The sequence below is a fragment of the Pseudonocardia aurantiaca genome (assembly GCF_039526725.1).
Lineage (GTDB): Bacteria > Actinomycetota > Actinomycetes > Mycobacteriales > Pseudonocardiaceae > Pseudonocardia > Pseudonocardia aurantiaca.
Map to the genome: position 1 here is coordinate 1 of NZ_BAAAJG010000013.1, position 24,787 is coordinate 24,787.

The window sequence follows — 24,787 nt, forward strand, 5'->3', positions numbered from 1 at the left end:
CCCGGCCCTGCCCGGCGCTCCCGGCCCCGCCGCCGGGTTCGGCTGCTGGGGTGGCGGGGGCACCGGCCCGGCCGCGTGCGGGTGCGGGCCTTGGGGCGCAGCTGGCCACGGCGGCACCGGGCCGGCGGCTCCCCCAGGTCCGTGCCCCGGAGCCTGCGAGTACCCGGGCTGCCACGGCGGCGCGGGGGCTCCGCCCGGCCCCGGGCCGTAGCCGCCCGGTGCGGGCGGGCCCTGCGCGGGACCCTGGCCAGGAGGTCGTGGCGGCCCCCCGCGCCCGGGCGGCCCGTACGTGGGTCCGGCACCGCCCGGACCGGGCAGCGGCCACGAACCTGGCCCGGGAGGTCCCGGCACGGGAGGACGCGGCCGCACCGGCCCGTGGCCGTACCCCGGGCCGGGAGGGGAGGCGACCGGACGCTGCGGCGGGTTCGGCGGCGGTCCGGGACGCGGACCTGCCATGGGAGGGACCACCGGGAGGCGCACGGTGGACTCCTGGTCGCCCGAGTCCGCGGCTACGGGGTCCACGGCAGGCGCGGCCGGGGGTGTGGTCGGCCCGTCCGGCAGTGCGGGCTCCGCTGCCGGGATCGCGGGACCAGCGGGCGGTTCGGCCACTGCCACCGGTCCGACGACCGGGATCTCCGTGGTCTCGGGTGTGTCCGGCGTCTCTGGTGTCGCCGGGGCCTCGGGGGTCTTCGGTGCCTCCGGAGTCTTCGAGGACTCCGGCGTCATCGGGGTCTCGACCGCTGCAGCCGCCGGCGCGTCTTCCTCGCTGCTCTCGTCGTCGCCGGCCCCGTCGGGCGCGTCCCGGCCGGAGACCGCCGCTTGCGGGCCCGCTGCCTTCCACCGCTCGGCCGACCAGGCGCCCACCAGCCAGTCGTCGCCCGCCTCCACAGCGGGGGCCGCGTCCTCCGGCCGGTCGTCCGGATCGCCGGGGACCGGTTCCCGTCCCCCGCCGGTGTTGTCCCCGCTCACCCGCCACCCCGTTCCCGGACCTCGGGGGCCCATCCCGATGATCTCCGGCTGTGGAGGCTACCGGCCTCGCCGGGAGCGCTCCCCCGTCGGAGCCGCTCGTTCACTCCTGGAGCACCTGGAACTCGGCGCTGCCACCGGCCACCCGCGCGACGTCGATGGTGTAGCCACCCACCCGGCCGGTCGTGCCTGGCGCGACCGTCATCGTGGTCCCGTCGGGCGCTGCGAAGGTGACGCCGGCGTCCGCGACCGTCTCGATCCCGAGCATCGGGCCGCTGCCGCAGGAGAAGGACGTTCGCCCGTTGATCGTGGAGGTGCTGCCGCCCGAGCCGGAGGCGCTGATCGAGCCGGTGGACGTGGCGGTCACCTGGCACCTGGCCGCCCCTGCCTGCGGCGGTTCTGCAGTAGGGCGCGCAGGGCCGGACGGGGCCGGCACCGCGGTCACCGGCGGCGGTGACTGCGGTGTGGGCTCGGCCGGGACGCTGCCGGAGCAGCCGGCGGTCAGCATTGCAGCGAACGCCGCGAACGCGGCGGCGGCGAGCAGGCGGGGCAGGGCGCGGATCTCCACGCCGGGCATGGTGCCGTCGATCATGCGGATCGGCCAGCCCATCCCCGTTAGGGACGCGGGAGGGGCAGCCCGCCGAACTCGTCGGCGACGAGCGCCGCGAGCTCCAGGAAGGCGTCCGCGGTCGCCCGCGACGTCGAGGAGAGCTCGATCCGCGCGCCCGTGGCGAGGTGCGGATCGTGCGGGACCTCCACGACGGCGCGGACCCGGCCCTCGAAGTGCGCGCGCAGCCGCCCCGCGTCGATCTCCCGGCTGGTCCGGTCGCTCGACAGCACCACAACCGACCGCGCCACCATCTCCTCGAAGCCGTGCGCCACCAGCCAGTCGAGCGTCTTGCTGGCCCGGCTCGCCCCGTCGACGGTCAGCGACCCGACCACCACGAGGCTGTTCGCGAGCGCGAGTGTGCCGTCCATCGCCGAGTGCACCATCCCCGTGCCCGAGTCGGTGACGACGATGTTGTAGAAGCGCGCGAGCACGGCGCAGACCTGCTCGTACTCGGCCCGGTTGAACGCCTCGCCGCGGGCCGGGTCCTGCTCCGACGCGAGCACCTGGAGCCGCCCGGCGAGGGTGGTGTACCGCGCGACGTCGCTCAGCGAGCGCAGCGAGCCGATGTTGTCGAGCAGGTCGCGGACGGTGGAGTCGGACTTGCCGGTGAGGCGGCCGGCGAGCGTGCCGGCGTCGGGGTTGGCGTCGAGCGCGATGACCCGGTCGCCGCGGTGCTCGGCGAGCGTCAACCCCAGCATGGCCGTCACCGTGGTCTTCCCGACCCCGCCCTTCATCGAGACGACGGCGATCTGGCGGGGGCCGGGCAGCTGGCGGCGGATGCGCCGGGCCCAGTCCTGCCTGCGCAGCTCAGCCGACCCGATGCCGGGGTTGACGGTGCCGCCGGTGACGACGTAGAGGGCGCGCCGCCAGCCGTAGCCGGGCCTGTCGGACCGGCGCCGGACGATCGTGTAGTCGGTCAGCTCCGACGCGCTCGCCGCACGCGGGTCGCCGGGCGGCCCCGGCGGCGGGAGCTCCTCCGGTCCGGGCGGCACGACGCCCGCGTTGAGCGGCACGGCCGGGTGATCATCGGGGGCGGCGTCGCCGACCACCGGCCGCTCCTCGACGGGACCGGTCGGGGCCGGCCCGTCACCGCTCCCCGCCGCGGTCCGGCCGGATGATGCATAGGCTCGCTTCGGCATGTCCCCCCACCCCGGATGGCCCATCGCGCCGGACGTCCGGCCCGAGCGGATCGAGCCGTTCGCGCGTGACCACGCGCGCACGGAATCTTACGCAGCGCCGCCGGTCCCGCTAGGAGGGTGCTGAAAAGCTCCGGCCGTAGCGAGCGGCGTCCAGGTGGCCGCATCGCAAGGCGAAGGAGAGGCCCGATTCCGCTGTTGTATCGGGCCCGACGACAACGCCGCGAGGTGGTCGCCTGGGCGCCGCGCAGTAGGCCCGAGCTTTTCAGCGCGCTCCTAGCTTGAGTTTTAACCCCTCTGGCTGTCGACGGTGGGGACGCGCCGACCCCGGTTGATCATGCCCTTGGTTGATCATGCTTCTGTCGAAGGAAGAAGATCAACACAAGGGCTGCGGTGGGTAGTGTGCACGATGAGTCCCGCACGGTCGCGTGGGGGGACCTCGCCCGGTTCCGACACGAGTTCTACGCCGCGCTCACCGCGCGCGCCGATGCGCTGTTCGAGCTCACCGATGCGGTGCTGTGCGCCGAGGGCCGGGTCACGTCGCTGGTCGATCTGACACTGCAGGCGCAGCACCGCCGCGGGCATGGTGCGATGTACGACGCGGTCAACCATGGCTGGCTCGAACCCGGGCGTTTCCGCGGGGCGCTGGCCTCGCTGCCGTTGCCCAGGGCCGCGGGCGGGCGGATCGTGCTGGCGGTCGACGTCTCACCCTGGCTACGTCCCGAAGCCTCGACCAGCGCACATCGGTTGTTCTGCCACGTCTACGGTCGGGCGAAGAACAACGCACAGCTGATCCCGGGCTGGCCCTACTCCTTCGTCGTAGCCCTGCAGAGCGGCGCCACCTCGTGGACCGCGGTCCTGGACGCGGTCCGTCTAGGCCCCGCCGATGACGCCACCGCGGCCACCGCCACCCAGCTGCGCGAGGTGGTCACCCGGCTCATCAACGCCGGGCACTGGCAGATCGACGATCCGAACATCCTCATCGTCACCGACTCCGGATACGACATCACCCGGCTCACGTTCCTCCTGCAGGATCTCCCCGTCGACCTGCTCGGACGCGTCCGTTCCGACCGCGTCTACTACCCACCCGCGCTACCCCGACCAGCCGGCACCATGGGCCGCCCATCACGACACGGCCCGGAGTTCGCCCTGGCCAGACCCGAGACCTGGCCACCACCGGCACACCAGACCAGCACCGACACCACCCGCTACGGCAGCGCGCACGCCAGCTCCTGGAACCAGTACCACCCACGCCTGGCCCGACGCGGACCCTGGCAGGGCCACCCCGGTGAGCTACCCCTGATGGCCGGCACCCTGATCCGGCTGCAGGTGCACCACCTACCCGCAGACCGCGACCCGAAACCGCTCTGGCTGTGGACCTCGGCCACCACCACCACCGCCGACCACATCAACCGGCTCTGGCAGGCCTACCTACGCCGTTTCGACCTCGAACACACCTTCCGGCTGTTCAAACAAACCCTGGGCTGGACCGCGCCGAAAATCCGCACCCCCGAAGCCGCTGACCGCTGGACCTGGCTGATCATCGCCGCGCACACCCAACTCCGCCTCGCACGACCACTGGTCAACGACCTGCGCCGGCCCTGGGAGAAACCCCTCCAGCCCGCCCGCCTGACCCCCGCACGAGTCCGACGAGGGTTTCGCAACCTCCACCCGAAGACCGTCCGTCCAGCCAGCGCACCGAAACCCTCACACCCCGGCCCCGGACGCCCACCCGGCTCAAAGAACCACCACCCAGCACCCCGCTACGACGTCGGGAAAACCGTCAAACAGGACCGCACCCGGAAACACACCGGTTAAAACTCAAGCCTAGCCCGCGCCGGAACCCGCGGCCGCGGCTCCTGATCCCACCGGGGCGAGCTGCTGCTGCGCGAACGCCTCCACGAGCTGCTCCTCTGCGTCGCGCAGGTATTTCTCGAGGTCCGCCGCGGCACCTGGGCCGTCGCCGCGCCGGATGCGGTCGAGGATCTCGCCGTTGCGCTCGCGGTAGGGCTCGTGGAACTCCCTGGGGTTGACCATCACGTGGAACACCAGGCGCAGCTCGGCGAGCACCCCGCTCATCAGCTCGTTCGTGCGGGGGCTCCCGGCGAGCGCGACCAGCTCCTGGTGGAACTTGAGGTTGGCCGTGCCGAGTGCCCGCCAGTCCTCCCGCCGCAGGGCGTCGGCGCCGTCGGTGACAGTGGCCGCGACCCGCGAGAGGTCGGCAGGCGGGGAGGTGATCGAGCGGACGACGCCGCACTCCACGATCCGGCGCATCTGGTAGAGGTCGATGACGTCGTCGACGGTCGAGGTGCGGACGAACATGCCCCGGTTCAGCTCGTGGACGAGCAGGCGCTCGTGCGACAGCAACCGGAAGGCTTCCCGCAGGGTGTTGCGCGAGACGCCGAGGGCGGTGCCGATCGAGTCCTCCGCGAGCCGGGTGCCCGGTGGGAAGTAGCCCTCGATGATGCGGGTGCGCAGGATCGCCGCCACGCGGTCGGCGGTGCTCGTGCGCGTGAGCAGCGCCCTGTCGGCCGCCAGCTCGTCTGTGGTCACTCGAGCCCTCCATCGGGTCGGAACGGAGGTGGGCCTGCCACCACCGGCGAACCGCGGCGCTCTGCCAACGTTCGCTTTGAAGGATCGTACAACGATCCTCCCCCGTGGACCCGGCAATCACTCGCTCACAAGTATTGATGGATTGTAGAACGATCCTCTAGGCTGCGCATGAGACAACACGGCGCAGACGGGCGGAGTCGCGTGATGACGGACGTGGTCTTCCGAGTGCTCGGGTCGCTGGAGGTCGAGCAGAGCGGGCAGGTCGTCCCCATCGCGCCCGGCAAGCAGCGGACCGTGCTCGCCGCCCTCCTGCTGCAGGCGAACCGCCCCGTCTCGATCGCCGAGCTCACCGAGACGCTCTGGGACGGCCTCCCGCCCGCCGACGGCCGCGGCACCGTACAGAAGTACGTGATGCGCCTGCGGCGCGCGCTCGCCGCCACCGGCACCGTGATCCACACCGAGTCCGACGGCTACCGGATCGAGGTGCTGCCCGGCCAGCTCGACCTCCAGCGCTCCGACGCGCTGGTGGAGCAGGGCACGCAGGCCGCCAGCGGCGGCGAACCGGAGGCCGCGGCCACGCACCTGGCCGACGCGCTGCACCTGTGGCGGGCCGTACCGCCGCTGATGAACGTGGCGTCGCCCGCGCTGCACCGCAACGAGGTCCCCCGGCTCGTCGAGCAGTACCTGCAGGCACTGGAGCTGCGGATCGACGTCGACCTGCAGCTCGGCCGGCAGGCCGCGCTGTGCGGCGAGCTCATCGGGCTGGTCCGCACCTACCCGTTGCGCGAGAGGTTCTGGGCGCAGCGGATGCGCGCCCTCTACGCGACCGGGCGGCAGGGTGAGGCCCTCGAGGCCTACCGCGAGGTCACCCGGCTGCTGGCCGACGAGCTCGGCGTCGACCCCGGCCCCGAACTGCGCGCCGCGCACGCGGAGATCCTCCGGGGCGCCGGCCCCGCCACCACGGCGCCGTCGGAGGTGCACGCGATGCCCCGGCAGCTGCCGATGGCGCCTGCGGGCCTGGTGGGGCGCGGGGCCGAGGTCGAGCGGATCACCCGGACGCTCACCTCGGACCGGGCTCCTCTCGTCGTGGTGTCGGGCGCGCCCGGGGTGGGCAAGACCTCTGTGGCCCTGCACGCCGCCCACCTGCTCGCCGAGCACTACCCCGACGGCCAGCTCTACGCCGACCTGCGCACCCACGGCGACGGGCTCGCCACCGATGTGGACGAGACGCTCACCCGGTTCCTCCGGGCGCTGGGTGTGCCATCGACGGCGCTGCCGCGGCGGCAGGACGAGGCGGCCGCGACGTTCCGAACGCTCACCGCGGACCGCAGGTTCCTGATCGTCGTCGACGACGCGGCCGACCCGAGGCAGGTGCGCACGCTCCTGCCGGGCGGCACCACGTGCGGGGTGCTCGTGACGAGCCGCCACGAGCTGGCCGGGCTCCTCGTCGCACCCGGCGCCGTCCCGGTGCCGCTCGCGGTGCTGGGCCCGGCCGAGGCCGCGGACGTGCTCGGCAGGATCGTCGGCGCCGAGCGGATCGCGGCCCAGCGGGACGCGGCCTCCGAGCTGCTCGCAGTCTGCGGCGGGCTGCCGCTCGCCCTGCGCGTGGCGGCGGCCCGGCTCGCCATGCGCCCGCACCTGCCGATCTCCGCCTACCTCGACGAGCTGCGTCCCGACCCGCTCACGGCACTGCGCACGGACCCGGACGGCGCCGGCGTCGCGGGTGCGCTCGCCGCGTCCTATCGCCTGCTCGGACTGGACGAGCGCAGGCTGCTGCGGTTGCTCGGCATCGCCCCGGTGGGTGAGATCACCGTCGCCGTCGCTGCGATCCTGACCGGCGGAACGCGGCAGGCCACGACCGCCGGCCTGGAGCAGCTGGCCGAGGCGGGCCTGCTGGAACGCCGGAAACGCGGGTATCACCTGCACCCGCTCGTCGGCGCATTCGCCAGGGAGCGGCTGGTGCGCGACGAGCCGGCCGACGACCGCGGGCGGACGCGCAGGGTCGCCGACCTCCCGGCCCGCCCGCCACCCCGCCGTCTGGACCCGGTGCTGTGAATTCCGCGGCCCGCGGCACCGCAACACCGCGGAATGGTGAGCGCGCAATTACTAATAGCCGAATTATTACTGTAGGTAATGAGTTGGATACGTCTCGCAACGGAGTGTCACGAATGCGTTCTGGCATCGTGCTGGCATCGGCGCGGCAGTATGATCGGACAGACTCTGATTCAATGACGCACATCTGTACCCAGGCGAACAGGGGTGGGGCTACGCGGGGGGCAACTGCGCAGCAGCACCACGGTGGTGGGGCTCCCGGGCCCGGCCGGCGGCCTGTCGCGTGGGCACTGTACGTGCCCGGCGGGTCCGTTCGTGACGAGGACACGGCGGCTGCGAAATGTCCTGGGGGGACGACATGACAGACGCGCCACGCGCCACACAAGGCTGCGCACTACCAGGTTGTAGCGTGCTCGTCGAGCAGCCGGACGACGGTGGCCCACCGCGTCTCTACTGCTCGCCGGCGCACCGGGCAACAGCTCGGAAGCTGCGCCACAGCGCTCGACTCGAAACGACCTCTGACGGTCCCGCTTCCGAGAGCCCGACCGCCGAGAACCCGAGCACCGCCCCGCGGCCGCCCGCACCGCTGGCCGCGCCGCAGCCGCCGGCCGTCACCCCGCAGGTGCCCGCCGCGGCGGCCGTCGACGACTGGAGCCCGGCCGCGTCCTGGATGGTGTCGCCGGTCTCGCTCCCCGCGAACGAGCCGACCCAGCCCGTCGCCGCCGCGAACCCGGACGGGCCGAAGGCGGCAGCGACAGCGAAGGCGGCAGCCCGTAAGCCCAAGGCGCTGAAGCCCGGCCGCACCAAGGGCGAGCGCAGGACCGCGGCCTCGATACTGCGCAGGCGCGCGGTGGCGAGCATCGCCGTCGCCAGCCTGGTGGCGGGCGGCACCGGCTACGTCCTCACCGAGGTCACCGCTCCGGTCAACCCCCGGCAGGCCCCGCCGCCGCAGGTGGATCCCACCGGTGGCGTGATGGAGGCCGACCTGTGGGCCGGCCGCGCCGAGGTCGTCCTCGCCTCCATCAACCAGCAGCTCGACGCCTTGGCCCAGACCGAGGCCAACTGGCTGCGGCTGCCCGAGGAGATCCGCAACCAGGCACCGCCCCCGGTGCGCGCCCTCCTGGACCGCAAGGCGCTGCTCGAGCAGCAGCGCGCCACCCTCATGTCGCAGCTCGCGGCCCTGCGCGCGCTGCCGGGCCTCACCACCGACCTCGCCACCGCGCAGGCCGAGCTCGACGCCGTGGAGCGGGCGTTGAACGCCGCTCCCACCACCGTCGCCGGGCCGGACCAGAGCGAGGCCGTTCGGCTGCTCGCCGAGCAACGCGACATGCGCCTCCAGCAGCGCAACCACAACGTGCAGGAGCTGTCGAACCTCCAGACCGGCGTGCAAGAGGCGCTGAGCAGGCCGCTGCCCGACGAGGACGACCGGACCGCGCCCCTGGTTCAGCAGGTCATGGCCCTGATCGAGAAGGGCGGGAAGGACGGCTCCGACGGCCACGGCGGTGGCGACAACCGGGATCCGGCACCGCTGGCGAGCGGCCGCCAGGAGAGCCCGGCCATCACCCAGCGCCGGTCCAGCTCCGACGGGGAGCGGCAGGACACCAGTGTCACGGCGCCGCCCGACCCGGAGCGACCGGTGCTCGCCGCCGTCTTCCGCCAGGACGACAGCAACAACAACCGCAGCCGCAACTCCGGCGGCGGCAACTCCGACAGCAAGTCCGGCGACAACTCCGGCCGCGAGTCCGGTGGGCCCGTCCAGCAGGTGGCGGCGGCCGCCACGAACACTGTCGGCAAGGTCCTCGGCGGCGGCTCGGACCGCTCGAAGTCCGACGACAACAACGACGACAAGAAGAAGGACGACGGCGGGCGGCAGCGCGCGTCCGACCAGTCCAACGACAACAGCGACAATAACCGCGACAACAACCGCAAGAACCGGAACGACAACCGAGACGACGAGGACAACGACCGGCCGCTGACCCGCACGGTAAGCAAGGTCACCGACACCCTCACCGGAGCCCTCGGCGGTTCGGACCGCAACGGTTCCGACGACAACGGTTCGGACCGCAACGGTTCGGACCGCAACGGCCGGTCGGACAACAACGACGACGATCGCGGCAAGAACGACAGCTCCGCCGACGATGGCGACGACGAGCGGCGTCCGGTCGGCAAGTCCGAGCGCGATCGGAACCGGACCGGCGACGAGCAGGATCAGGCGGACGGGTCCTCGGACCAGCGCGGCGACAACCAGCGCGGCAACCGTCCGAGCGGCAAGGCCGAGCGGCAGCGGCAGGGCGCCGAGAGCCAGATCCGCGAGGCCGCTCGCCGCATCTCCGACGCCGTGCGCGACCACGGGAACTCCGACAGCCAGGGTTCGAGCAGCGGGCGCGACAACGCAAGCAGCAACGACAACCGCGGGAGCCGCAGCGGTAGCAACGACAGCGACAACAACAGCAGCGGCAACAACCGCAGGGGCAACAACCGCGGCGGCGACAACAACGCGGACCGCGGCAAGAACGAGCGGAGCGGCAGCGACAGCAGCCGCGGCCGCGACAACAACAACGGCAACACAAGCAGCGGCATCAACAGCAACAACAAGGGCAAGAAGGGCGGGGACAGCGGGGGCTCCAACAGCTCCGGGGGCAGCTCAAGCCGCTCCGGGGGCGGCTCCGGCGGCTCCGGCAGCAGCTCCAGCAACAACGCCTGACCGGACACCGATACCGACCGACGCCGGGGCCCGGACCGCGACAAGCGGTCCGGGCCCCGGCGTTCGACGATCGGCGCCGACCCTCAGTTCAAGCTCGGCACCTGCCGGGGCGTGAGCGGGGCCGCGGGCGGGCGGGAGCCGAACCCATCGGCGAGAAGCGCGGCCAGCGCCAGGAAGGCGTCGTGCGTGGCCGGCCGCAGCCGCGACAGCTCGATGCGGCCGCCAGTGGCGAGATGCGGATCGTGCGGCACCTCCACCACCGCCCGGCAGCGCGCCTCGAAGTGCCCCCGCACCCGCCCGGCGTCGATGTCGCTGCTGGTGCGGTCGCAGCTGAGCACCACGACGCAGTTGGCGGCCTGCGTCGCGTGGCCGTGGGCGATCAGCCAGTCGAGCGTCTTGCTGGCCCGGCTCGCGCCGTCGACGGTGGGGGCGCCCACGATCACCAGGCTGTCGGCCAGCGCGAGCGTGCCCTCCATCGCGGAGTGCACCAGCCCCGTGCCGGAGTCGGTGATCACGATGTTGTAGAAGCGGGTGAGCACGGCGCACACCCGCTCGTACTCCTCGCGGTTGAACGCCTCGCTCATCGCGGGGTCCTGCTCGGAGGCAAGCACCTGCAGCCGCCCGGCGAGGCTCGTGTACCGGGCCACGTCGGTGAGCGAGTCGGCGCGCCCGAGGTTGTTGAGCAGGTCGCGCACGTTCACCGAGGTGTCGCCGCTGAGGCGGTCGGCGAGCGTGCCCGCGTCGGGGTTGGCGTCGAGGGCGATCACGCGGTCGCCGCGGTGCTCGGCCAGCATGAGCCCGAGGCAGGCCGACACGGTGGTCTTGCCGACCCCGCCCTTGATCGAGCTGACCGCGATCTGGTGCGCGCCGGGCAACGTGCGCCGGATGCGGCGCACACGGTCGCGCCGGGCCCGCTCGGCCGCGCCGAGACCGGGGTTGATCAGGCCGCCGGTCGACTTGTAGAGCGCGCCGCGCCAGCCCCGTTCGGGGCGCTCGGCGCGGAACTTGACGATGGCGTCCTCGCTGAGCTCCGAGGACCGCGCCACCGGTGCTGTGAAGACGTCCGGGTCACCGGAAAGGTCGGGTTCGGTCATCGCCGCCCGCTCCGTCGCCACGCACCTTCCCCGTTGCCGCACACCGGCAACCACTCCCCCCTGGTCACGGGCTCCGCCCGATGATCATCGGCAGCCGGAGGCTACCGCGTCCGCCCGTCGGCTCAGGTGACGAACCGGTCGGCCATCAGCGCGGCCAGCCGGTACAGCGCGTCGACGGTCTCCGGCCGGAGCCTGCCCAGCTCCACCCGGCCGCCCGTGGCGAGGTGCGGGTCGTGCGGGATCTCGATCACGGCGCGGCTGCGGCTCTCGAAGTGCTGCCGGATGCGACCCCGGTCGACGTCATGGCTGGTGCGGTCGCACGAGAGAACCACGACGGCCTCCGAGGCGAGGGCCGAGTGCCCGTGGGCGAGCAGCCAGTCGAGCGTCTTGCTCGCGCGGCCCGCGCCGTCGACGGTGGGCGCCCCGACGACGATGAGGCTGTCGGCGAGCTTGAGCGTGCCCTCCATCGCCGAGTGCACAAGCCCGGTGCCCGAGTCGGTGATGATGATGTTGAAGAACCGGTCGAGGAGCGCGCAGATGTGCTGGTACTCCTCGCGGCTGAACGCGTCGCTGGACGCCGGGTCCTGCTCGGAGGCGAGCACCTGCAGCCGCCCGGCGAGGCTCGTGTACCGGGAGACCTCGGTCCAGGAGTGGATCCGGTCCAGGTCGCGCAGCAGCTCGCGGACCGTGACCGACGACTCCCCCGTCAGCCGGTCGGCGAGCGTGCCTGCGTCCGGGTTGGCGTCGAGGACGATCACGCGGTCGCCGCGGTGCTCGGCCATGACGAGCCCGAGCAGCGTGGCCACTGTGGTCTTGCCGACCCCGCCCTTGATCGAGCTGACGGCGATGCGGTGCGAGCGGATCAGCGGCTTGCGGATGCGGTGCAGGATCTCGCGCCGCTCGATCTCCGCGGGGCTGGGGCCAGGGTTGACGAGGCCGCCGGTGGCGCGCAGCACCGCCCGCCGCCACCCGGCCGCCGGCTCCGGCGCCCGCTCCCGCAGAATCGCATCGGCATTCAGCTCACCCCCCGCGGTCCGGTCGTCCTCTCGGGACGGACGGGACGGCGGTGGCGAGGATCCCGTCGGACTCACTGCTCCCCCAAGCTGCTGCGGTTCCAGACGATGGCCGTAGCGCTCCCACCAGATCGCTGGATCCGGCTCGACTCGACGGCTTCCCACCTGCAGAGCGTAACGCGATGTCCCGCGTCTTTGACCTTGTGGTGATCCGGTCTTTGCCCTCGTGGTGATCGACCCGTGATCGTTAGGGTCTAGTGCGCACTAGTCGATCAGGTCCATCCCCGTTCCCGACCGGCCGCCCGCTCCGGCCCCCGCAGGCGACACGTTCTGCGGGCCGCCGCGCCACAGCTGGCTGCGGCCGCGGGTCACGGTGCGCAGCGCCTTGGTGAGCGCGTCCTCGAACTCGGCGAGCTTCGTGTCGACGTAGTCGTCGCACTCGCGGCGGAGCCGGTCGGCCTCGCTGTCGGCCTCGTCGACGATCCGGGCCGCCTCCTTGTGGGCGGCCCGCACGACCTCCGTCTGAGACACCAGACGCACCTGCTCGGCCTGCCCGTCGGCGATGAACCGGTCGTGCGCGGCCCGCCCGGCGTGCGCCAGGCGGTCGGCGTCGGCCTGGGCCCGGTCGGTCAGCTCCGTGTACTGGCGACGGCCCTCGGCGACGGCCCGCTCGGCCTCGTGCCGCGCTTGCGCGACCGCCCGCTCGGCCTCGGCGCGCGCCTCGGCGAGCATCTGCTCCGCCTCGGCCCGCGCGCCTGCGACGAGCTCCTCCGCCTCCGACCGCGCCCCGGTGCGGGTCTGCTCGGCCTCCTGGGTGGCCTCGTCGATCAGTTCGTCACGGCGGTCGAGCACGTCCTGCGCGTCGTCGAGCTCGCCCGGCAGCGCTTCGCGCACGTCGTCGAGCAGTTCGAGCACGTCACCGCGGGGAACCACGCAGTTCGAGGTCATCGGGACACCCCGAGCCTCCTCGACGACCGTGACCAGCGCGTCGAGCGATTCGAAGACCCGGTACACGGGTGCATCCTCTCACCGCGGCCGGGCCGGACCGCGTATTCCGTGCCGTTCGCGCGTGTCAAGTTCCGAGCTCAGGGCCGTTCCGCGATCCGCTCGAGCAGCTGCCGGTGCACAGTCTTCGGGAGCAGGTGGGCGACGTCCCCGCCGTAGGTCGCCACCTCCTTGACCAGCGAGCTGGAGACGAAGCTGTACTCGGGGCTGGTTGGGATGAACAGCGTGTCGACCCCGGAGAGGCGCTGGTTCATCTGCGCCATCTGCAGCTCGTAGTCGAAGTCGGTGACCGCGCGCAGGCCCTTGACGATCGCGCGGATGCCGTTCTCCCTGCAGTAGTCGACCAGCAGCCCGTGGAAGGACCCGACCCTGACGTTCGGGTAGTCGGCGGTGACCTCCTTGAGCATCGCCATGCGCTCGTCGACCGTGAACATGCTCTTCTTGTTCTTGTTCACGAGCACCGCGACTACTACCTCGTCGAAAAGCGCCGCCGCCCGGCCGACCACGTCCAGGTGGCCATTGGTCGGCGGGTCGAACGAGCCGGGACAGGCCGCACGCTTCATCGCGGGAGCGCTCACAGGCGGGGACCGTACCGGAGCGCGGTGTGCAGCGTGGTGTCTCCGTAACGGCGCTCACGCACCGCGCGCAGCGGCGGGGGCCACGGGAACGCGCCGCCCCGGCCCGCCCGCTCGACCACCACGGTCGCGTCCTCGGCAAGCCAGCCGTGCGCCTCCGCCGCCGCCAGCCACCCGGCGACCTCGGCGTCCGGCACGTCGTACGGCGGGTCGACGAGCACGACGTCGTGCGGCCGCTCGGCAGGAGCGGCGAGCACGGTCGCGGCCGCCGCCGCCACAACCGTCGCGCCAGGCAGGCCGAGCTGCTCGACGTTGCGGCGCAGCACTCCGGCGGCCCGGCGGTCGGACTCGACGAACAGCGCGTGCGCGGCGCCGCGGGAGAGCGCCTCCAGGCCGAGCGCCCCCGACCCGGCGCAGAGGTCGAGCACCGCGGCCCCGTCGAGGCCGGGGTCGTTGTCCAGCGCGGAGAAGAGCGCCTCCCGCACCCGGTCGGACGTCGGGCGGGTTCCCTTCGGCGGGACCGCAAGCCGCCGCCCACCCGCGACCCCGGCGATGATCCGCGTCACGAACCGAGTGTGGCACGACCGCTCTGGGGTTCAGGAAAGCTCATCCAGTTCCATGAGCAGGTCGCCGCCCTCCACCTGCTGGACCTTGCCGATCGCGAGGCGCGTGACCCTGCCCGCCTTGTGCGCGGTGATCGAGGCCTCCATTTTCATGGCCTCGATCGTCGCCACGGTCTGGCCGTCGGACACGGTGTCGCCCTCGCCCACCGCGAGCGTGACGACCCCCGCGAACGGCGCGGCGACGTGCGCCGAGTTGCTGCGGTCGGCCTTCTCCGCGGCCTTGACATGGCTCTCCACTGAGTGGTCGCGCACCGACACCGGCCGCAGCTGCCCGTTCAGCGTGGCGAGCACGTTGCGGTAGCCGCGCTCGTCCGGCTCGGAGATCGCCTCGAGCTCGATGAGCAATGTGACACCGGGCTCCAGGTCCGCGGTGTGCTCGAGGTCGGGCTCCAGCCCGTAGAAGAAGTCCTTGGTGGAGAGCACCGACGTGTCGCCGTAGGCGGCGCGGTGGTTCTCGAAGTCCTTCGTCGGGCCGGCGAACAGCAGCCGGTTGAGGGTGACGCGGCGGTCCTCGCGCAGGCCGCGGCGGTCCTCGATGGTCAACTCGGTGGCCGGTCGGGCCTCGCTGCGGCCTTCCAGGGCCCGGGTACGGAACGGCTCCGGCCAGCCGCCCGGCGGGTCGCCCAACTCGCCGCGCAGGAACCCGATCACCGAATCCGGCACGTCGAACTCGCCGGGTTCGGCCTCGAAGTCCTTCGCCTCGACCCCCGATCCGACGAGGTGCAGCGCGAGGTCGCCCACCACCTTCGACGACGGGGTGACCTTCACCAGCCGCCCGAGCATCCGGTCGGCGGCGGCGTAGCAGTCCTCGATGAGTTCGAACCGGTCACCCAACCCCAGCGCGATGGCCTGCTGGCGCAGGTTGGACAGCTGCCCGCCGGGGATCTCGTGGTGGTACACCCGCCCGGTCGGTGACGGCAGCGCGGCCTCGAACGGCGCGTACGCCTTGCGCACCGCCTCCCAGTACGGCTCCAGGTCCCCGACCGCCGCAAGCGAGAGGCCGGTGGCGCGGTCGGTGTGGTCGGTGGCCGCCACCAGCGCCGACAGCGACGGCTGCGATGTCGTGCCGGCCATCGACGCCACCGCGGCGTCCACCGCGTCGACCCCGGCGTCGACCGCCGCGACCAGCGTGGCCAGCTGCCCGCCCGCGGTGTCATGGGTGTGCAGGTGCACCGGCAGGTCGAACCGCTCCCGCAACGCCGTGACCAGCCGCCGCGCCGCGGGCGGGCGCAGCAGCCCGGCCATGTCCTTGATCGCCAGGATGTGCGCGCCGGCGTCGACGATCTGCTCGGCCAGGCGCAGGTAGTAGTCCAGCGTGTAGAGCTTCTCGCCCGGGTCGGACAGGTCGGCGGTGTAGCAGAGGCAGACCTCCGCGACCGCGGTGCCGCTGTTCCGGACCGCCTCGATCGCGGGCCGCATCTGCTCGATGTCGTTGAGCGCGTCGAAGATCCGGAAGATGTCCATCCCGGACCGCGCCGCCTCCTCGACGAAAGCGTCGGTCACCTCCACCGGGTACGGCGTGTAGCCGACGGTGTTGCGCCCGCGCAGCAGCATCTGCGTGCAGATGTTCGGCACGGCCTCGCTGATCGCAGAGAGCCGTTCCCAAGGGTCCTCGGCGAGGAACCGCAGCGCGACGTCGTAGGTGGCGCCGCCCCAGCACTCGAGGCTGAACAGCTCCGGCACCGTCCGCGCCACGTGCGGGGCCACGGCCAGCAGATCGCGGCTGCGCACCCGCGTGGCCAGCAGCGACTGGTGGGCGTCGCGGAACGTGGTGTCGGTCACGGCAACGGGCGTCTGCTCCCGCAGCCGGGCGGCGAACCGCTCCGGCCCGAGCTCGCGCAGCAGCTGTCGCGAGCCCGCAGGCGGGCGGGAGCCGAGATCGCAGACCGGCAGCTTCTCCTCCGGCTCGACGACCTTCGGCCGCGGGCCGTTCGGCCGGTTCACCGTGGTCTCGGCGAGGTAGGTGAGCAGTCGCGTGCCCCGGTCGGCGGGCTGGCGCGCGGTGAGCAGCCCGGGACGCTCCTCGATGAAGCTCGTGGTGACGCGCCCCTCCTGGAAGTCGGGGTCGTCCAGCACCGCGGCGAGGAACGGGATGTTCGTCGACACCCCGCGGATCCGGAACTCGGCCACCGCCCGCTGGGCGCGGCGCACGGCTGTGCGGAACGTGCGCCCGCGGCAGGTCAGCTTGACCAGCATCGAGTCGAAGTGGGCGCTGACCTCGGCGCCGGTGTGGGTCGTGCCACCGTCCAGCCGGACGCCCGCGCCGCCGGGCGAGCGGTACGCGCCGATCGTGCCGGTGTCGGGGCGGAAGCCGTTGGCCGGGTCCTCCGTGGTGATCCGGCATTGCAGCGCCGCCCCACGCAGGACGATGTCGTCCTGGTTCATCTGCAGGTCGGCGAGGGTCTCTCCGGACGCGATGCGCAGCTGGGCGATCACGAGGTCCCGGTCGGTGACCTCCTCGGTGACCGTGTGCTCCACCTGGATGCGCGGGTTCATCTCGATGAAGACATGGTTGCCGCGCTCGTCGAGCAGGAACTCGACCGTGCCCGCGTTGACGTACCCGATGTGGCGGGCGAACGCCACGGCATCGGCGCAGATCCGCTCGCGCAGGTCCGGGTCGAGGTTGGGGGCGGGCGCGATCTCGATGACCTTCTGGTGGCGGCGCTGCACCGAGCAGTCCCGCTCGTAGAGGTGCACGACCTCGCCTGCGGCGTCGGCGAGGATCTGCACCTCGATGTGGCGGGGGTTCACCACGGCCTGCTCCAGGAAGACCGTGGCGTCCCCGAACGCCGACTCGGCCTCCCGCATCGCGGCCTCGATGGACTCGCGCAGGTCGCCGGGCTCGGTGACGCGCCGCATGCCGCGACCGCCGCCGCCCGCGACCGCCTTGACGAAGATCGGGAAGCCGATGTCGTCGGCCGCGGCCACGAGCGTCTCGACGTCGTCGGAGGGCTCCGACGAGTTCAGCACGGCGACGCCGGCCTCGCGGGCGGCCGCGACTGCCCGGGCCTTGTTGCCCGTCAGGTGCAGGACACTCGGCGGCGGCCCGACGAACGTGATGCCGGCCTCTTCGCAGGCCTCGGCGAGGTCCGGGTTCTCGGACAGGAAGCCGTAGCCGGGGTAGATCGCGTCCGCCCCGGCGCGCCGGGCCGCCTTGATCACCTCGTCCACGGAGAGGTACGCGCGTACCGGGTGACCAGGATCACCGATCTGGTAGGACTCGTCGGCCTTGGCGCGGTGCAGCGAGTTCCGGTCCTCGTAGGGGAAGACGGCGACCGTGGACACGCCCAGCTCATAGGCGGCACGGAACGCCCTGATGGCGATCTCCCCGCGGTTCGCGACCAGCACCTTCCGGAACACAGCGCCTCCCTCAGAGGACCAGCGACCCACCCGCACGGCACGACGCAGATCGATCGAACGCGAACGTTACCGGCGGGCACTCGATCGGACCCGTGCGAAGTGGGCCGTGCTTCTGTACCAAGGAGGGGTGCCACACGATCCGCAAGACGCTTCGGAGGCGGGCCGCGCCGGCGAACCCGCGGTCCGGCCGTCCCGGATCGCTTCCTGACGACGAGGGGTGGGCCTGCGATGCCACCGTTCAAGCCGGTGCACGCCGCCGCGTTCGCGGAAGGACGACGCCTGCGCGAGGCGTCCCGCACGCGCCGGCGGATGCGGCGTGGTCGCAAGCGGACGGCCCACCGACCACCGCCTCCCCTGATGGTGCTCGGCATCCTGTTCCTCGCGGCCGCGGCGAGCGCCGCGATGGTGGCGCTCTTCACGCTCGCGGTAGCCGGCGCGTTCATCGTGGTGAACGCGGCACCGGTGCTGATCGTGGCTGCTCTGATCGCGACGCACGGACGCCGCCACACCGCCCTACGCAGAGGGGGAGCGCCAGGCACCGCGCCGATCCCCGCACGCCCGGCAGCGCGGCCCGACCCCAAGGCCGTCTGGCGACGCGCCCGCGACCGGTTCCACGCGCTACGCGGCGAGTACGCGGCCTTCGAGTGCGACGCGATGCAGGTGCTGCGCCTACCAGCGCTCGCCGACGTCTCCGTCCCGAGCACCGCGCGGTTCGTCGACGCGTTCGCCGAGGCCCAAGCCCTGGAGACCGACGCGTATCCGCCCCGTGAGCACGCCACCTCGTTCGTCTCGGCCGTGGACCGCGCCGAACGCTCGTGGAAGGCGGCCCGCGAGGCCGCGGATCGCATCCGCCTCTCGGGCCTCTCCCCCGCGGAGCGCTCCACGGTGGAACGGGTGATCAAGCTGCTCACCACGGCCCGCGACTCCGACAGCGACCCGGAACGCCTTGCCGCCTACTCCCGGGCCCGCCTCGAGCTCGGCAAGCTCGACCGCGCCGGTGTGATCCACATGCCGCGCCCGGCCGAGGTCGCCCTCGACGCCGCCGCCCGAGGAGCCCTTCCCGCCTGATCAACCGCCGGCGGCCGGCGGTCACGCACCGGTTCCGTCGCCCGCGCACCGGTTCCCGCCGATGCGTCGGCACCACAACCGATGCGTGGGCGCGCCGCTGATGACGCCGCGTCAGACCTTGTCGAGGTAGGCCGCGCGCTCCTCGTCGCCCACCGTCTCCCCGACGAGGGCGGCGAGGCCGGGGTGGCTGTGCAGGCCGGGGTCCTCGGCCACGATGTGCCCCGCGTACGCCTGCGCCTTCGCGATGACCTCCTCGTGCTTCAGCAGCGACAGCAGCCGCAGCCCAGAGCGGCGGCCCGACTGGGTGGCGCCCAGTACGTCGCCCTCGCGGCGCAGCTCCAGGTCGAGGCGGGCGAGCTCGAAGCCGTCGGTGGTGCCTGCCACGGCATCGAGGCGCTCGCGGGCATTGGTGGCGGCGGGCATGTCGGTGACCAGGAGGCAGACGCCGGGCGCCGACCCCCGGCCGACGCGCCCGCGGAGCTGGTGGAGCTGGGAGAGGCCGAAGCGGTCGGCGTCGAGGATGACCATGGCGGTGGCGTTGGGGACGTCGACACCGACCTCGATCACGGTGGTGGCCACCAGTACGTCCAGCTCGGCCCGCTCGAACGCCCGCATCACGGCGTCCTTCTCGTCGGGCGGGAGCTTGCCGTGCAGCACCCCGATACGCAGCCCTTCGAGCGCCCCTTCGGCGAGCTTCGGCGCGACGTCGAGCACCGCCATCGGGGGACGCCGGGGCGATCCGTCATCGGAGTCGGCCCCGATGTCCGGGGTCTCGGTGTCGATCAGGTCGGCGTCCGGGTCGGCGCCGTCGGTGCCCTCGACCCGCGGGCACACCACGTAGGCCTGGTGGCCTTGGGCGACCTCCTCCCGCACCCGTCGCCACACCCGTTCGAACCAGCTCGGCTTCTCCGCGAGCGGGACGACGGTGGTGGCGATCGGCGAGCGGCCCCCGGGCAGCTCCCGCATGGCGGAGATCTCCAGGTCGCCGTAGACCGTCATCGCGACGGTGCGCGGGATCGGCGTGGCCGTCATGACGAGCATGTGCGGCGCCTGCTCGCCCCGTGACCGGAGCGCGTCGCGCTGCTCGACGCCGAACCGGTGCTGCTCGTCGACCACGACGAGGCCGAGGTCGGCGAAGGCCACGTGGTCCTGGATCAGCGCGTGCGTGCCGACGACGATGCCCGCGGCGCCGGACTGGGCGTCGAGCAGCGCCTGCCGCCGGGCCTTGGCGCCGAGCGAGCCGGTGAGGAGCGTGACGCTCGTGGCCTGTTCCGCGGCGCCCAGCTCACCCGCCTGCCCGAGTGGGCCCAGGAGCTTGCGCAGGGAGCGGGCGTGCTGCGCGGCGAGCACCTCGGTTGGGGCGAGCAGCGCGGCCTGCCGTCCACCGTCGACGACCTGCAGCATCGCCCGCAGCGCGACGATCGTCTTGCCCGCGCCGACGTCGCCCTGCACGAGCCGGTTCATCGGGTGCTCGCGGGCGAGGTCGGCGGAGATCTCCGCGCCGACCGTGTGCTGGCCCGCGGTGAGGGTGAACGGCAACGCGGCGTCGAACGCGTCGAGCAGGCCACCCGCCTTGGGCGGGCACGCCGAGGCCGGGCGCGAGACGGTGGCCTGGCGGCGCAGCGCCAGCGCGAGCTGCACGCCGATCGCCTCGTCCCACACGAGCCGGTTGCGGGCGGCGTACTTGTCGGCCTCCGACTCCGGCACGTGGATGCGCCGCAGCGCCCGCCCCAGCTCGGCGAGGCCCTCGCGCCGGCGGAGGAATTCGGGCAGCGGGTCGGTGGGGTCGTCCAGCACGTCCAGCACCTGCCGCACGCAGCGGGCGATCATCTGGGAGTTGATCTTCGCGGTGGCCGGGTACACGGACAGGAACGGGCGGATCTCGTCGGCCTCGTCCAGCGCCTCGTATTCCGGGTGGGTCAGCTGGAGCTTCCGATTGAACACCCCGACCCTGCCGGAGAACACCGCGCGCACCCCCGGCTTGATCGCGTGCTGCACCTTGTGCCCGTTGAAGAAGGTGCAGTCGAGTGTGGCGCCCTTCTCGTCCCGGATCACGACGTTGAGCAGCTTGCCCCGCCGCGAGCGCATGTCGCGCAACACCGCCTTCTCCACCTGAGCCACGAGGGTGGCGTGCTCGCCGACCTCCAGCCCGGCGATGTCGGTGAGCTTGCCGCGGTCGACGTACTTGCGCGGGTAGTACCGGACGAGGTCGCCGACGGTGTGCACGTCGACCTGCGTGGCCAGCATGTCGGCCGCCCGCTTGCCGACGATGGGCTGCAGTGGGCTGAGCATGTCGATCCGGGGCATGTCGATCCGGGGCATGTCGATCTCGGTGTCCTTGCCCGTCATTCCACCCCCAGCACGATCGGGAAGTCCGTCTGCCCGCCGCGGTGCACGGTGACGTCGACCTCGGGGTGGGTGCGGCGCAGGTCGGCCGCGAGCCCCTCCCCGAGGCTCTCGTCGACGCCCTGGCCGAGCAGCACCGTCACGAGCTCGCCACCCGCGGTGAGCATGCGGTGAGCCAACCACAGGCCCCCGACAGCGAGGTCGGGGGCGATCAGCACGACCTCGCCGTCGGAGATGCCCAGGACGTCGCCCGGTTCGCAGCGGCCCACCCACGTCAGGGCCTCGGACTCGGCGACCATCAGCCCCGCGGTGCGGGTGCCTGCCGCGGCGTCGGCCATCGCGACGACGTCCTCGGCGGGGCGGCGGGCCGGGTCGTGCACCGCGAGCGCGGCGAGCCCCTGCAGCACCGAGGCGCTAGGGACGATCAGCACCTCCTGCCCGTCCCTGCGGGCGGCGGCCGCCGCCCGTTCGGCGATGCGGGTCAGCTCGGAGTCGTCGGGCAGCAACACGACGTGCCGCGCGCGGGTGCCGACGAGGGCGGCCCCGAGGTCCGACTCGTCGACGGGCCGCCCCGGCCCACGCTCCAGCACCGCGGCGCCCGCCGAGCGGGCCAGCTCCGCAAGCTCGGTGCCGGTGACCACCATGAGCACCGCGCGGTCACGGACGAACCGGCCGTCCCCGCTCGCAGCGTCGGGCGGCAGGTCGTCGTCGAACCGGATCACGGTGATCCGGTGCGGCCGGCCCGCGCCGATCCCCGCCTCGATCGCCGCGCCGACGTCGGAGCAATGCAGGTGGACGTTCCACAGCCCCGCGCCGTCGTCGACGACGGCCACCGAGTCGCCGATCACGTCCAGCTCGGCACGCAGGACGTCCACCCGCGCGGCGTCGGTGCCGTCGAGCAGGAACATCACCTCGTAGTCGTAGACGGCCGAACCGCTCTCACGCTGAGCCACGAGGACCTCCCTCCCCCGGGGACCGGGGCGGTTCGCGGCGCCGGTGGCGGGCATCTCGGCGGCGCCCACGCGCCCGGTGACGAGCCGCGCCAGCGCGTCCAGCACCACGTAGAGCCCGAGCCCGCCGGCGTCGACCACTCCGGCGCGGGCCAGTTCGGGCAGCTGCCCGGTGGTGGCCTGCAGCGCCGTGCGCGCAGCGTCGGCCGCGGCGACCGCGACGTCGTCGAGCCGTTCGGAGTCGACCGTGGCCGCTGCGCCCGCGGCGGCGGCAAGCACGGTCAGGACGGTGCCCTCCCGGGGACGGGAGACAGCGGCGGTGGCGAGCCGGTGCGCGCGGCGGAGCGCGTCGGCGAGCACGGCACCGGCTGGGGCGGGCCCGGCGACGGCCGCGACGGCTTCGGACACCCCGCGCAGGACCTGCGAGAGGATCACGCCCGAGTTGCCGCGCGCGCCCGCGAGCGCCCCGCGCGCGAGCGCTCCCGCTACGGTGGTGACGCCGCGCGCACCGTTCTCCCGCGCCGCCCGCCGGACGGCCTCGGCCGCCGCCCGCATCGTGAGCAACAGGTTCGTTCCGGTATCGCCGTCGGGCACCGGGAAGACGTTGATCCGGTCGATCTCGTCGCAGTGCTGCTCGAGCGCCGTGGTGGCATCCCGCGTCCAGCGCGTGAGCAGGGCCGCGTCCAGGGTCGGGGGCACTCGTCACAGGGTAGCGACCGGGCCCAATGCGGCCCCTCCGGACGCGTGGGTATCCTGAGTACTCGCGACCGGGCGAAACCCGGCCTTTCTGTTCGTCTACCCGAGGAGTGTCCGACGTGGCTGCCGTCTGCGACGTCTGCGGCAAGGGTCCGGGCTTCGGCATGTCCGTCTCGCACTCGCACCGCCGCACCCACCGCCGCTGGAACCCCAACATCCAGACCGTGCGGGCACGCATTGGCGGTGGCAACCGCCAGCGCATGAACGTGTGCACGTCCTGCCTGAAGGCGGGCAAGGTCGCCCGCGCCTGAGCGTGACCGACCCAGCACCACCAGCACCACCACCACCGGCACCTCCGGTCCGCGTCAGCGGGCAGAGGTGCCGGTTCGTGTCTGCGCCGTCATCGTTCCCGGCACCGCTCCGCGGCCAGCACGAACCAGTGCGGGCGCACGCACGTCAGCTTGATCGTGGAGACGAGGGACGAACCGTCGCCGCGATACGAGCCGCACGGCGCATCCTCAGGGCAACTTCCAATCGACCGGCTCTCCGCCGAGCTCCTCGATCAACGCGTTGGCGCGGCTGAACGGCCGCGACCCGAAGAACCCGCGGTCGGCGGACATCGGGCTCGGGTGCGCCGACTCGATGCACGGCACGTCCTCGAGGAGCGGTGCAAGGTTGCGTGCGTCGCGGCCCCAGAGGATCGCGACGAGCGGCTCGCCGTCGCGATCCACCAGCGCCCTGATCGCCTGCTCGGTGACCTGCTCCCAACCCTTGTCCCGGTGCGAGCCGGGGTTGCCGGGCTCTACGGTGAGCACCCTGTTGAGCAGCAGCACGCCCTGCTCGGTCCACGGCGTCAGGTCACCCGTGGACGGCGTCGGGTGGCCGAGGTCGTCGGTGTACTCGCGGAAGATGTTGGCGAGCGAGCGCGGCACCGGCCGGGTCTGCGGCGACACCGAGAACGACAGCCCGATGGCGTGCCCCGGCGTGGGGTAGGGGTCCTGGCCCACGATGAGCACGCGCACCCCGTCGAAGGGCTGCTGGAACGCGCGCAGCACGTTCGCGCCAGCCGGCAGATACCGCCTGCCCGCGGCCAGCTCGGCGCGCAGGAACTCGCCCATGTCTGCGATCACCGGCGCTACGGGCGCCAGCGCCAGCGCCCATCCGGCCTCGACGACCTCCTCGAGCGGCTTGGCCACGGCTCAGCCCTCCAGGCGGCGCAGCTCGGCGCGGAACCGCTTGCCGCGCTGGACGTAGGACTGCACCGCGTAGTCGAAGTAGCCCTCCGGCACCTGGTGGCCCTCCCGGACCCTGGCCGGCACACCCATCGCCATCCGGTGGGCGGGGATCTCCGCCTTCGGCGACACGACGGCACCGGCGGCGACCACCGCCCCCGCGCCCACGGTGGCGCCGTTGAGCACCACTGAGCCCGACGACACCAGCGCCCGGTCACCGATGACGGCACCCTCGATGTGCACGTTGTGCCCCACGGTCACCTCCTCGCCGATGATCGTCGGCTCCTCGGCGGTGCAGTGGATGATCGAGCCGTCCTGGATGCTCGTGCGGGCGCCCACCACGATGCGGCCATCGTCGCCGCGCAGCACGGCGGTCGGCCACACGGAGGCCTCCGCACCGATCGTCACCCTGCCGATCACCACCGCGTCCGGGTGGACGTAGGCGTCGGGATGGATGTCGGGTTCTACCTCGCCGAGTGCGTAGATGGGCACGCCCGGAGCCTATCCGCCGTCCCCCGGCATGCTCCCGGCCATAGAGCACGCCGACCGTGGCCGCCATGACGAGCTTGATCGTGATCACAGCGCCTCCCCGTCGTCCGCGTCGGCGCGAGCACCGCTCACGGGCGAAGGGCTACCCCAGATCGGTCGGACTCGACCAGGACCCGCGCGGGCGACGTGAGGTCTCTCACCGCGAAGTCTGGAACGATCCAGAAGATCGATGCGCTGCACCTGGGGACGGGCGCAGGGAGCGCCCGGCACCGCAACGACGCGGCTGCGACACAGCCGACAGGAGGATCGATGACC

At 72.9% G+C, this 24,787-nt stretch carries 18 protein-coding genes and 1 pseudogene; 5 read left to right on the forward strand and 14 right to left on the reverse strand.

Annotated features, from left to right (window positions below):
- From ABD143_RS21240 to ABD143_RS21250, 3 genes and pseudogenes are all read right to left on the reverse strand, one after another.
- Positions 1–969, reverse strand: a pseudogene (locus ABD143_RS21240) (hypothetical protein); the annotation flags it as partial.
- A 100-nt stretch (positions 970–1,069) separates the two neighbouring features.
- Positions 1,070–1,576: a hypothetical protein gene (locus ABD143_RS21245; RefSeq protein ID WP_343981102.1), complete on the reverse strand. Its 507-nt coding sequence runs from the start codon at positions 1,574–1,576 to the stop codon at positions 1,070–1,072.
- A 5-nt stretch (positions 1,577–1,581) separates the two neighbouring features.
- Entirely contained in the window at positions 1,582–2,715 is a 1,134-nt protein-coding gene (locus ABD143_RS21250; protein ID WP_343981105.1) for a MinD/ParA family ATP-binding protein, read from the reverse strand.
- 399 nt (positions 2,716–3,114) lie between these two features.
- Between ABD143_RS21250 and ABD143_RS21255 the strand changes: the two genes are divergently transcribed.
- Complete coding sequence (locus ABD143_RS21255) at positions 3,115–4,530, forward strand: NF041680 family putative transposase (RefSeq protein WP_343981109.1); 1,416 nt, start codon at positions 3,115–3,117, stop codon at positions 4,528–4,530.
- Positions 4,531–4,539: 9 nt separating this feature from the next.
- Here ABD143_RS21255 and ABD143_RS21260 read toward each other — a convergent pair whose 3' ends face one another.
- Complete coding sequence (locus ABD143_RS21260; protein ID WP_343981111.1) at positions 4,540–5,265, reverse strand: GntR family transcriptional regulator; 726 nt, start codon at positions 5,263–5,265, stop codon at positions 4,540–4,542.
- 204 nt (positions 5,266–5,469) lie between these two features.
- On the opposite strand from ABD143_RS21260, the gene ABD143_RS21265 reads away from it, so the two are divergent.
- Positions 5,470–7,320 (forward strand): AfsR/SARP family transcriptional regulator, encoded by a 1,851-nt coding sequence (locus ABD143_RS21265; RefSeq protein ID WP_343981113.1) that lies wholly within the window; start codon positions 5,470–5,472, stop codon positions 7,318–7,320.
- A 355-nt stretch (positions 7,321–7,675) separates the two neighbouring features.
- A complete protein-coding gene (locus ABD143_RS21270) occupies positions 7,676–10,021 on the forward strand; it encodes a hypothetical protein (protein ID WP_343981115.1) in 2,346 nt (781 codons plus the stop codon).
- 83 nt (positions 10,022–10,104) lie between these two features.
- Here ABD143_RS21270 and ABD143_RS21275 read toward each other — a convergent pair whose 3' ends face one another.
- From ABD143_RS21275 to ABD143_RS21300, 6 genes are all read right to left on the reverse strand, one after another.
- Positions 10,105–11,115: a MinD/ParA family ATP-binding protein gene (locus tag ABD143_RS21275; protein ID WP_343981119.1), complete on the reverse strand. Its 1,011-nt coding sequence runs from the start codon at positions 11,113–11,115 to the stop codon at positions 10,105–10,107.
- Between the two features lie 122 nt (positions 11,116–11,237).
- Positions 11,238–12,206, reverse strand: coding sequence for a MinD/ParA family ATP-binding protein (locus tag ABD143_RS21280; RefSeq protein WP_343981121.1), 969 nt, complete (start codon positions 12,204–12,206; stop codon positions 11,238–11,240).
- Positions 12,207–12,392: 186 nt separating this feature from the next.
- Positions 12,393–13,142, reverse strand: coding sequence for a DivIVA domain-containing protein (locus tag ABD143_RS21285; RefSeq protein ID WP_343981124.1), 750 nt, complete (start codon positions 13,140–13,142; stop codon positions 12,393–12,395).
- 71 nt (positions 13,143–13,213) lie between these two features.
- Positions 13,214–13,696 (reverse strand): pantetheine-phosphate adenylyltransferase, encoded by a 483-nt coding sequence (gene coaD, locus ABD143_RS21290; protein ID WP_343981286.1) that lies wholly within the window; start codon positions 13,694–13,696, stop codon positions 13,214–13,216.
- Positions 13,697–13,707: 11 nt separating this feature from the next.
- A complete protein-coding gene (gene rsmD, locus ABD143_RS21295; RefSeq protein ID WP_343981127.1) occupies positions 13,708–14,274 on the reverse strand; it encodes a 16S rRNA (guanine(966)-N(2))-methyltransferase RsmD in 567 nt (188 codons plus the stop codon).
- Between the two features lie 30 nt (positions 14,275–14,304).
- Positions 14,305–17,691: a pyruvate carboxylase gene (locus ABD143_RS21300; RefSeq protein WP_343981130.1), complete on the reverse strand. Its 3,387-nt coding sequence runs from the start codon at positions 17,689–17,691 to the stop codon at positions 14,305–14,307.
- Positions 17,692–17,919: 228 nt separating this feature from the next.
- Here ABD143_RS21300 and ABD143_RS21305 point away from each other — a divergent pair, with 228 nt between their 5' ends.
- Entirely contained in the window at positions 17,920–18,759 is an 840-nt protein-coding gene (locus tag ABD143_RS21305; RefSeq protein WP_343981133.1) for a hypothetical protein, read from the forward strand.
- 111 nt (positions 18,760–18,870) lie between these two features.
- Here the strand turns inward: ABD143_RS21305 and recG are convergent, their stop codons facing one another.
- On the reverse strand, positions 18,871–21,051 hold the full coding sequence (recG, locus tag ABD143_RS21310; RefSeq protein ID WP_343981289.1) for an ATP-dependent DNA helicase RecG: 2,181 nt from the start codon (positions 21,049–21,051) through the stop codon (positions 18,871–18,873).
- A gap of 53 nt (positions 21,052–21,104) precedes the next feature.
- Positions 21,105–22,754 (reverse strand): DAK2 domain-containing protein, encoded by a 1,650-nt coding sequence (locus ABD143_RS21315; protein ID WP_343981136.1) that lies wholly within the window; start codon positions 22,752–22,754, stop codon positions 21,105–21,107.
- 116 nt (positions 22,755–22,870) lie between these two features.
- On the opposite strand from ABD143_RS21315, the gene rpmB reads away from it, so the two are divergent.
- Positions 22,871–23,062, forward strand: coding sequence for a 50S ribosomal protein L28 (gene rpmB / locus ABD143_RS21320; protein ID WP_343981139.1), 192 nt, complete (start codon positions 22,871–22,873; stop codon positions 23,060–23,062).
- Positions 23,063–23,269: 207 nt separating this feature from the next.
- Here rpmB and ABD143_RS21325 read toward each other — a convergent pair whose 3' ends face one another.
- Together ABD143_RS21325 and ABD143_RS21330 are read right to left on the reverse strand one after the other, a co-directional pair.
- Entirely contained in the window at positions 23,270–23,947 is a 678-nt protein-coding gene (locus ABD143_RS21325) for a uracil-DNA glycosylase (RefSeq protein ID WP_343981142.1), read from the reverse strand.
- 3 nt (positions 23,948–23,950) lie between these two features.
- A complete protein-coding gene (locus tag ABD143_RS21330) occupies positions 23,951–24,475 on the reverse strand; it encodes a gamma carbonic anhydrase family protein (protein WP_343981145.1) in 525 nt (174 codons plus the stop codon).
- Positions 24,476–24,787: the final 312 nt, after the last annotated feature.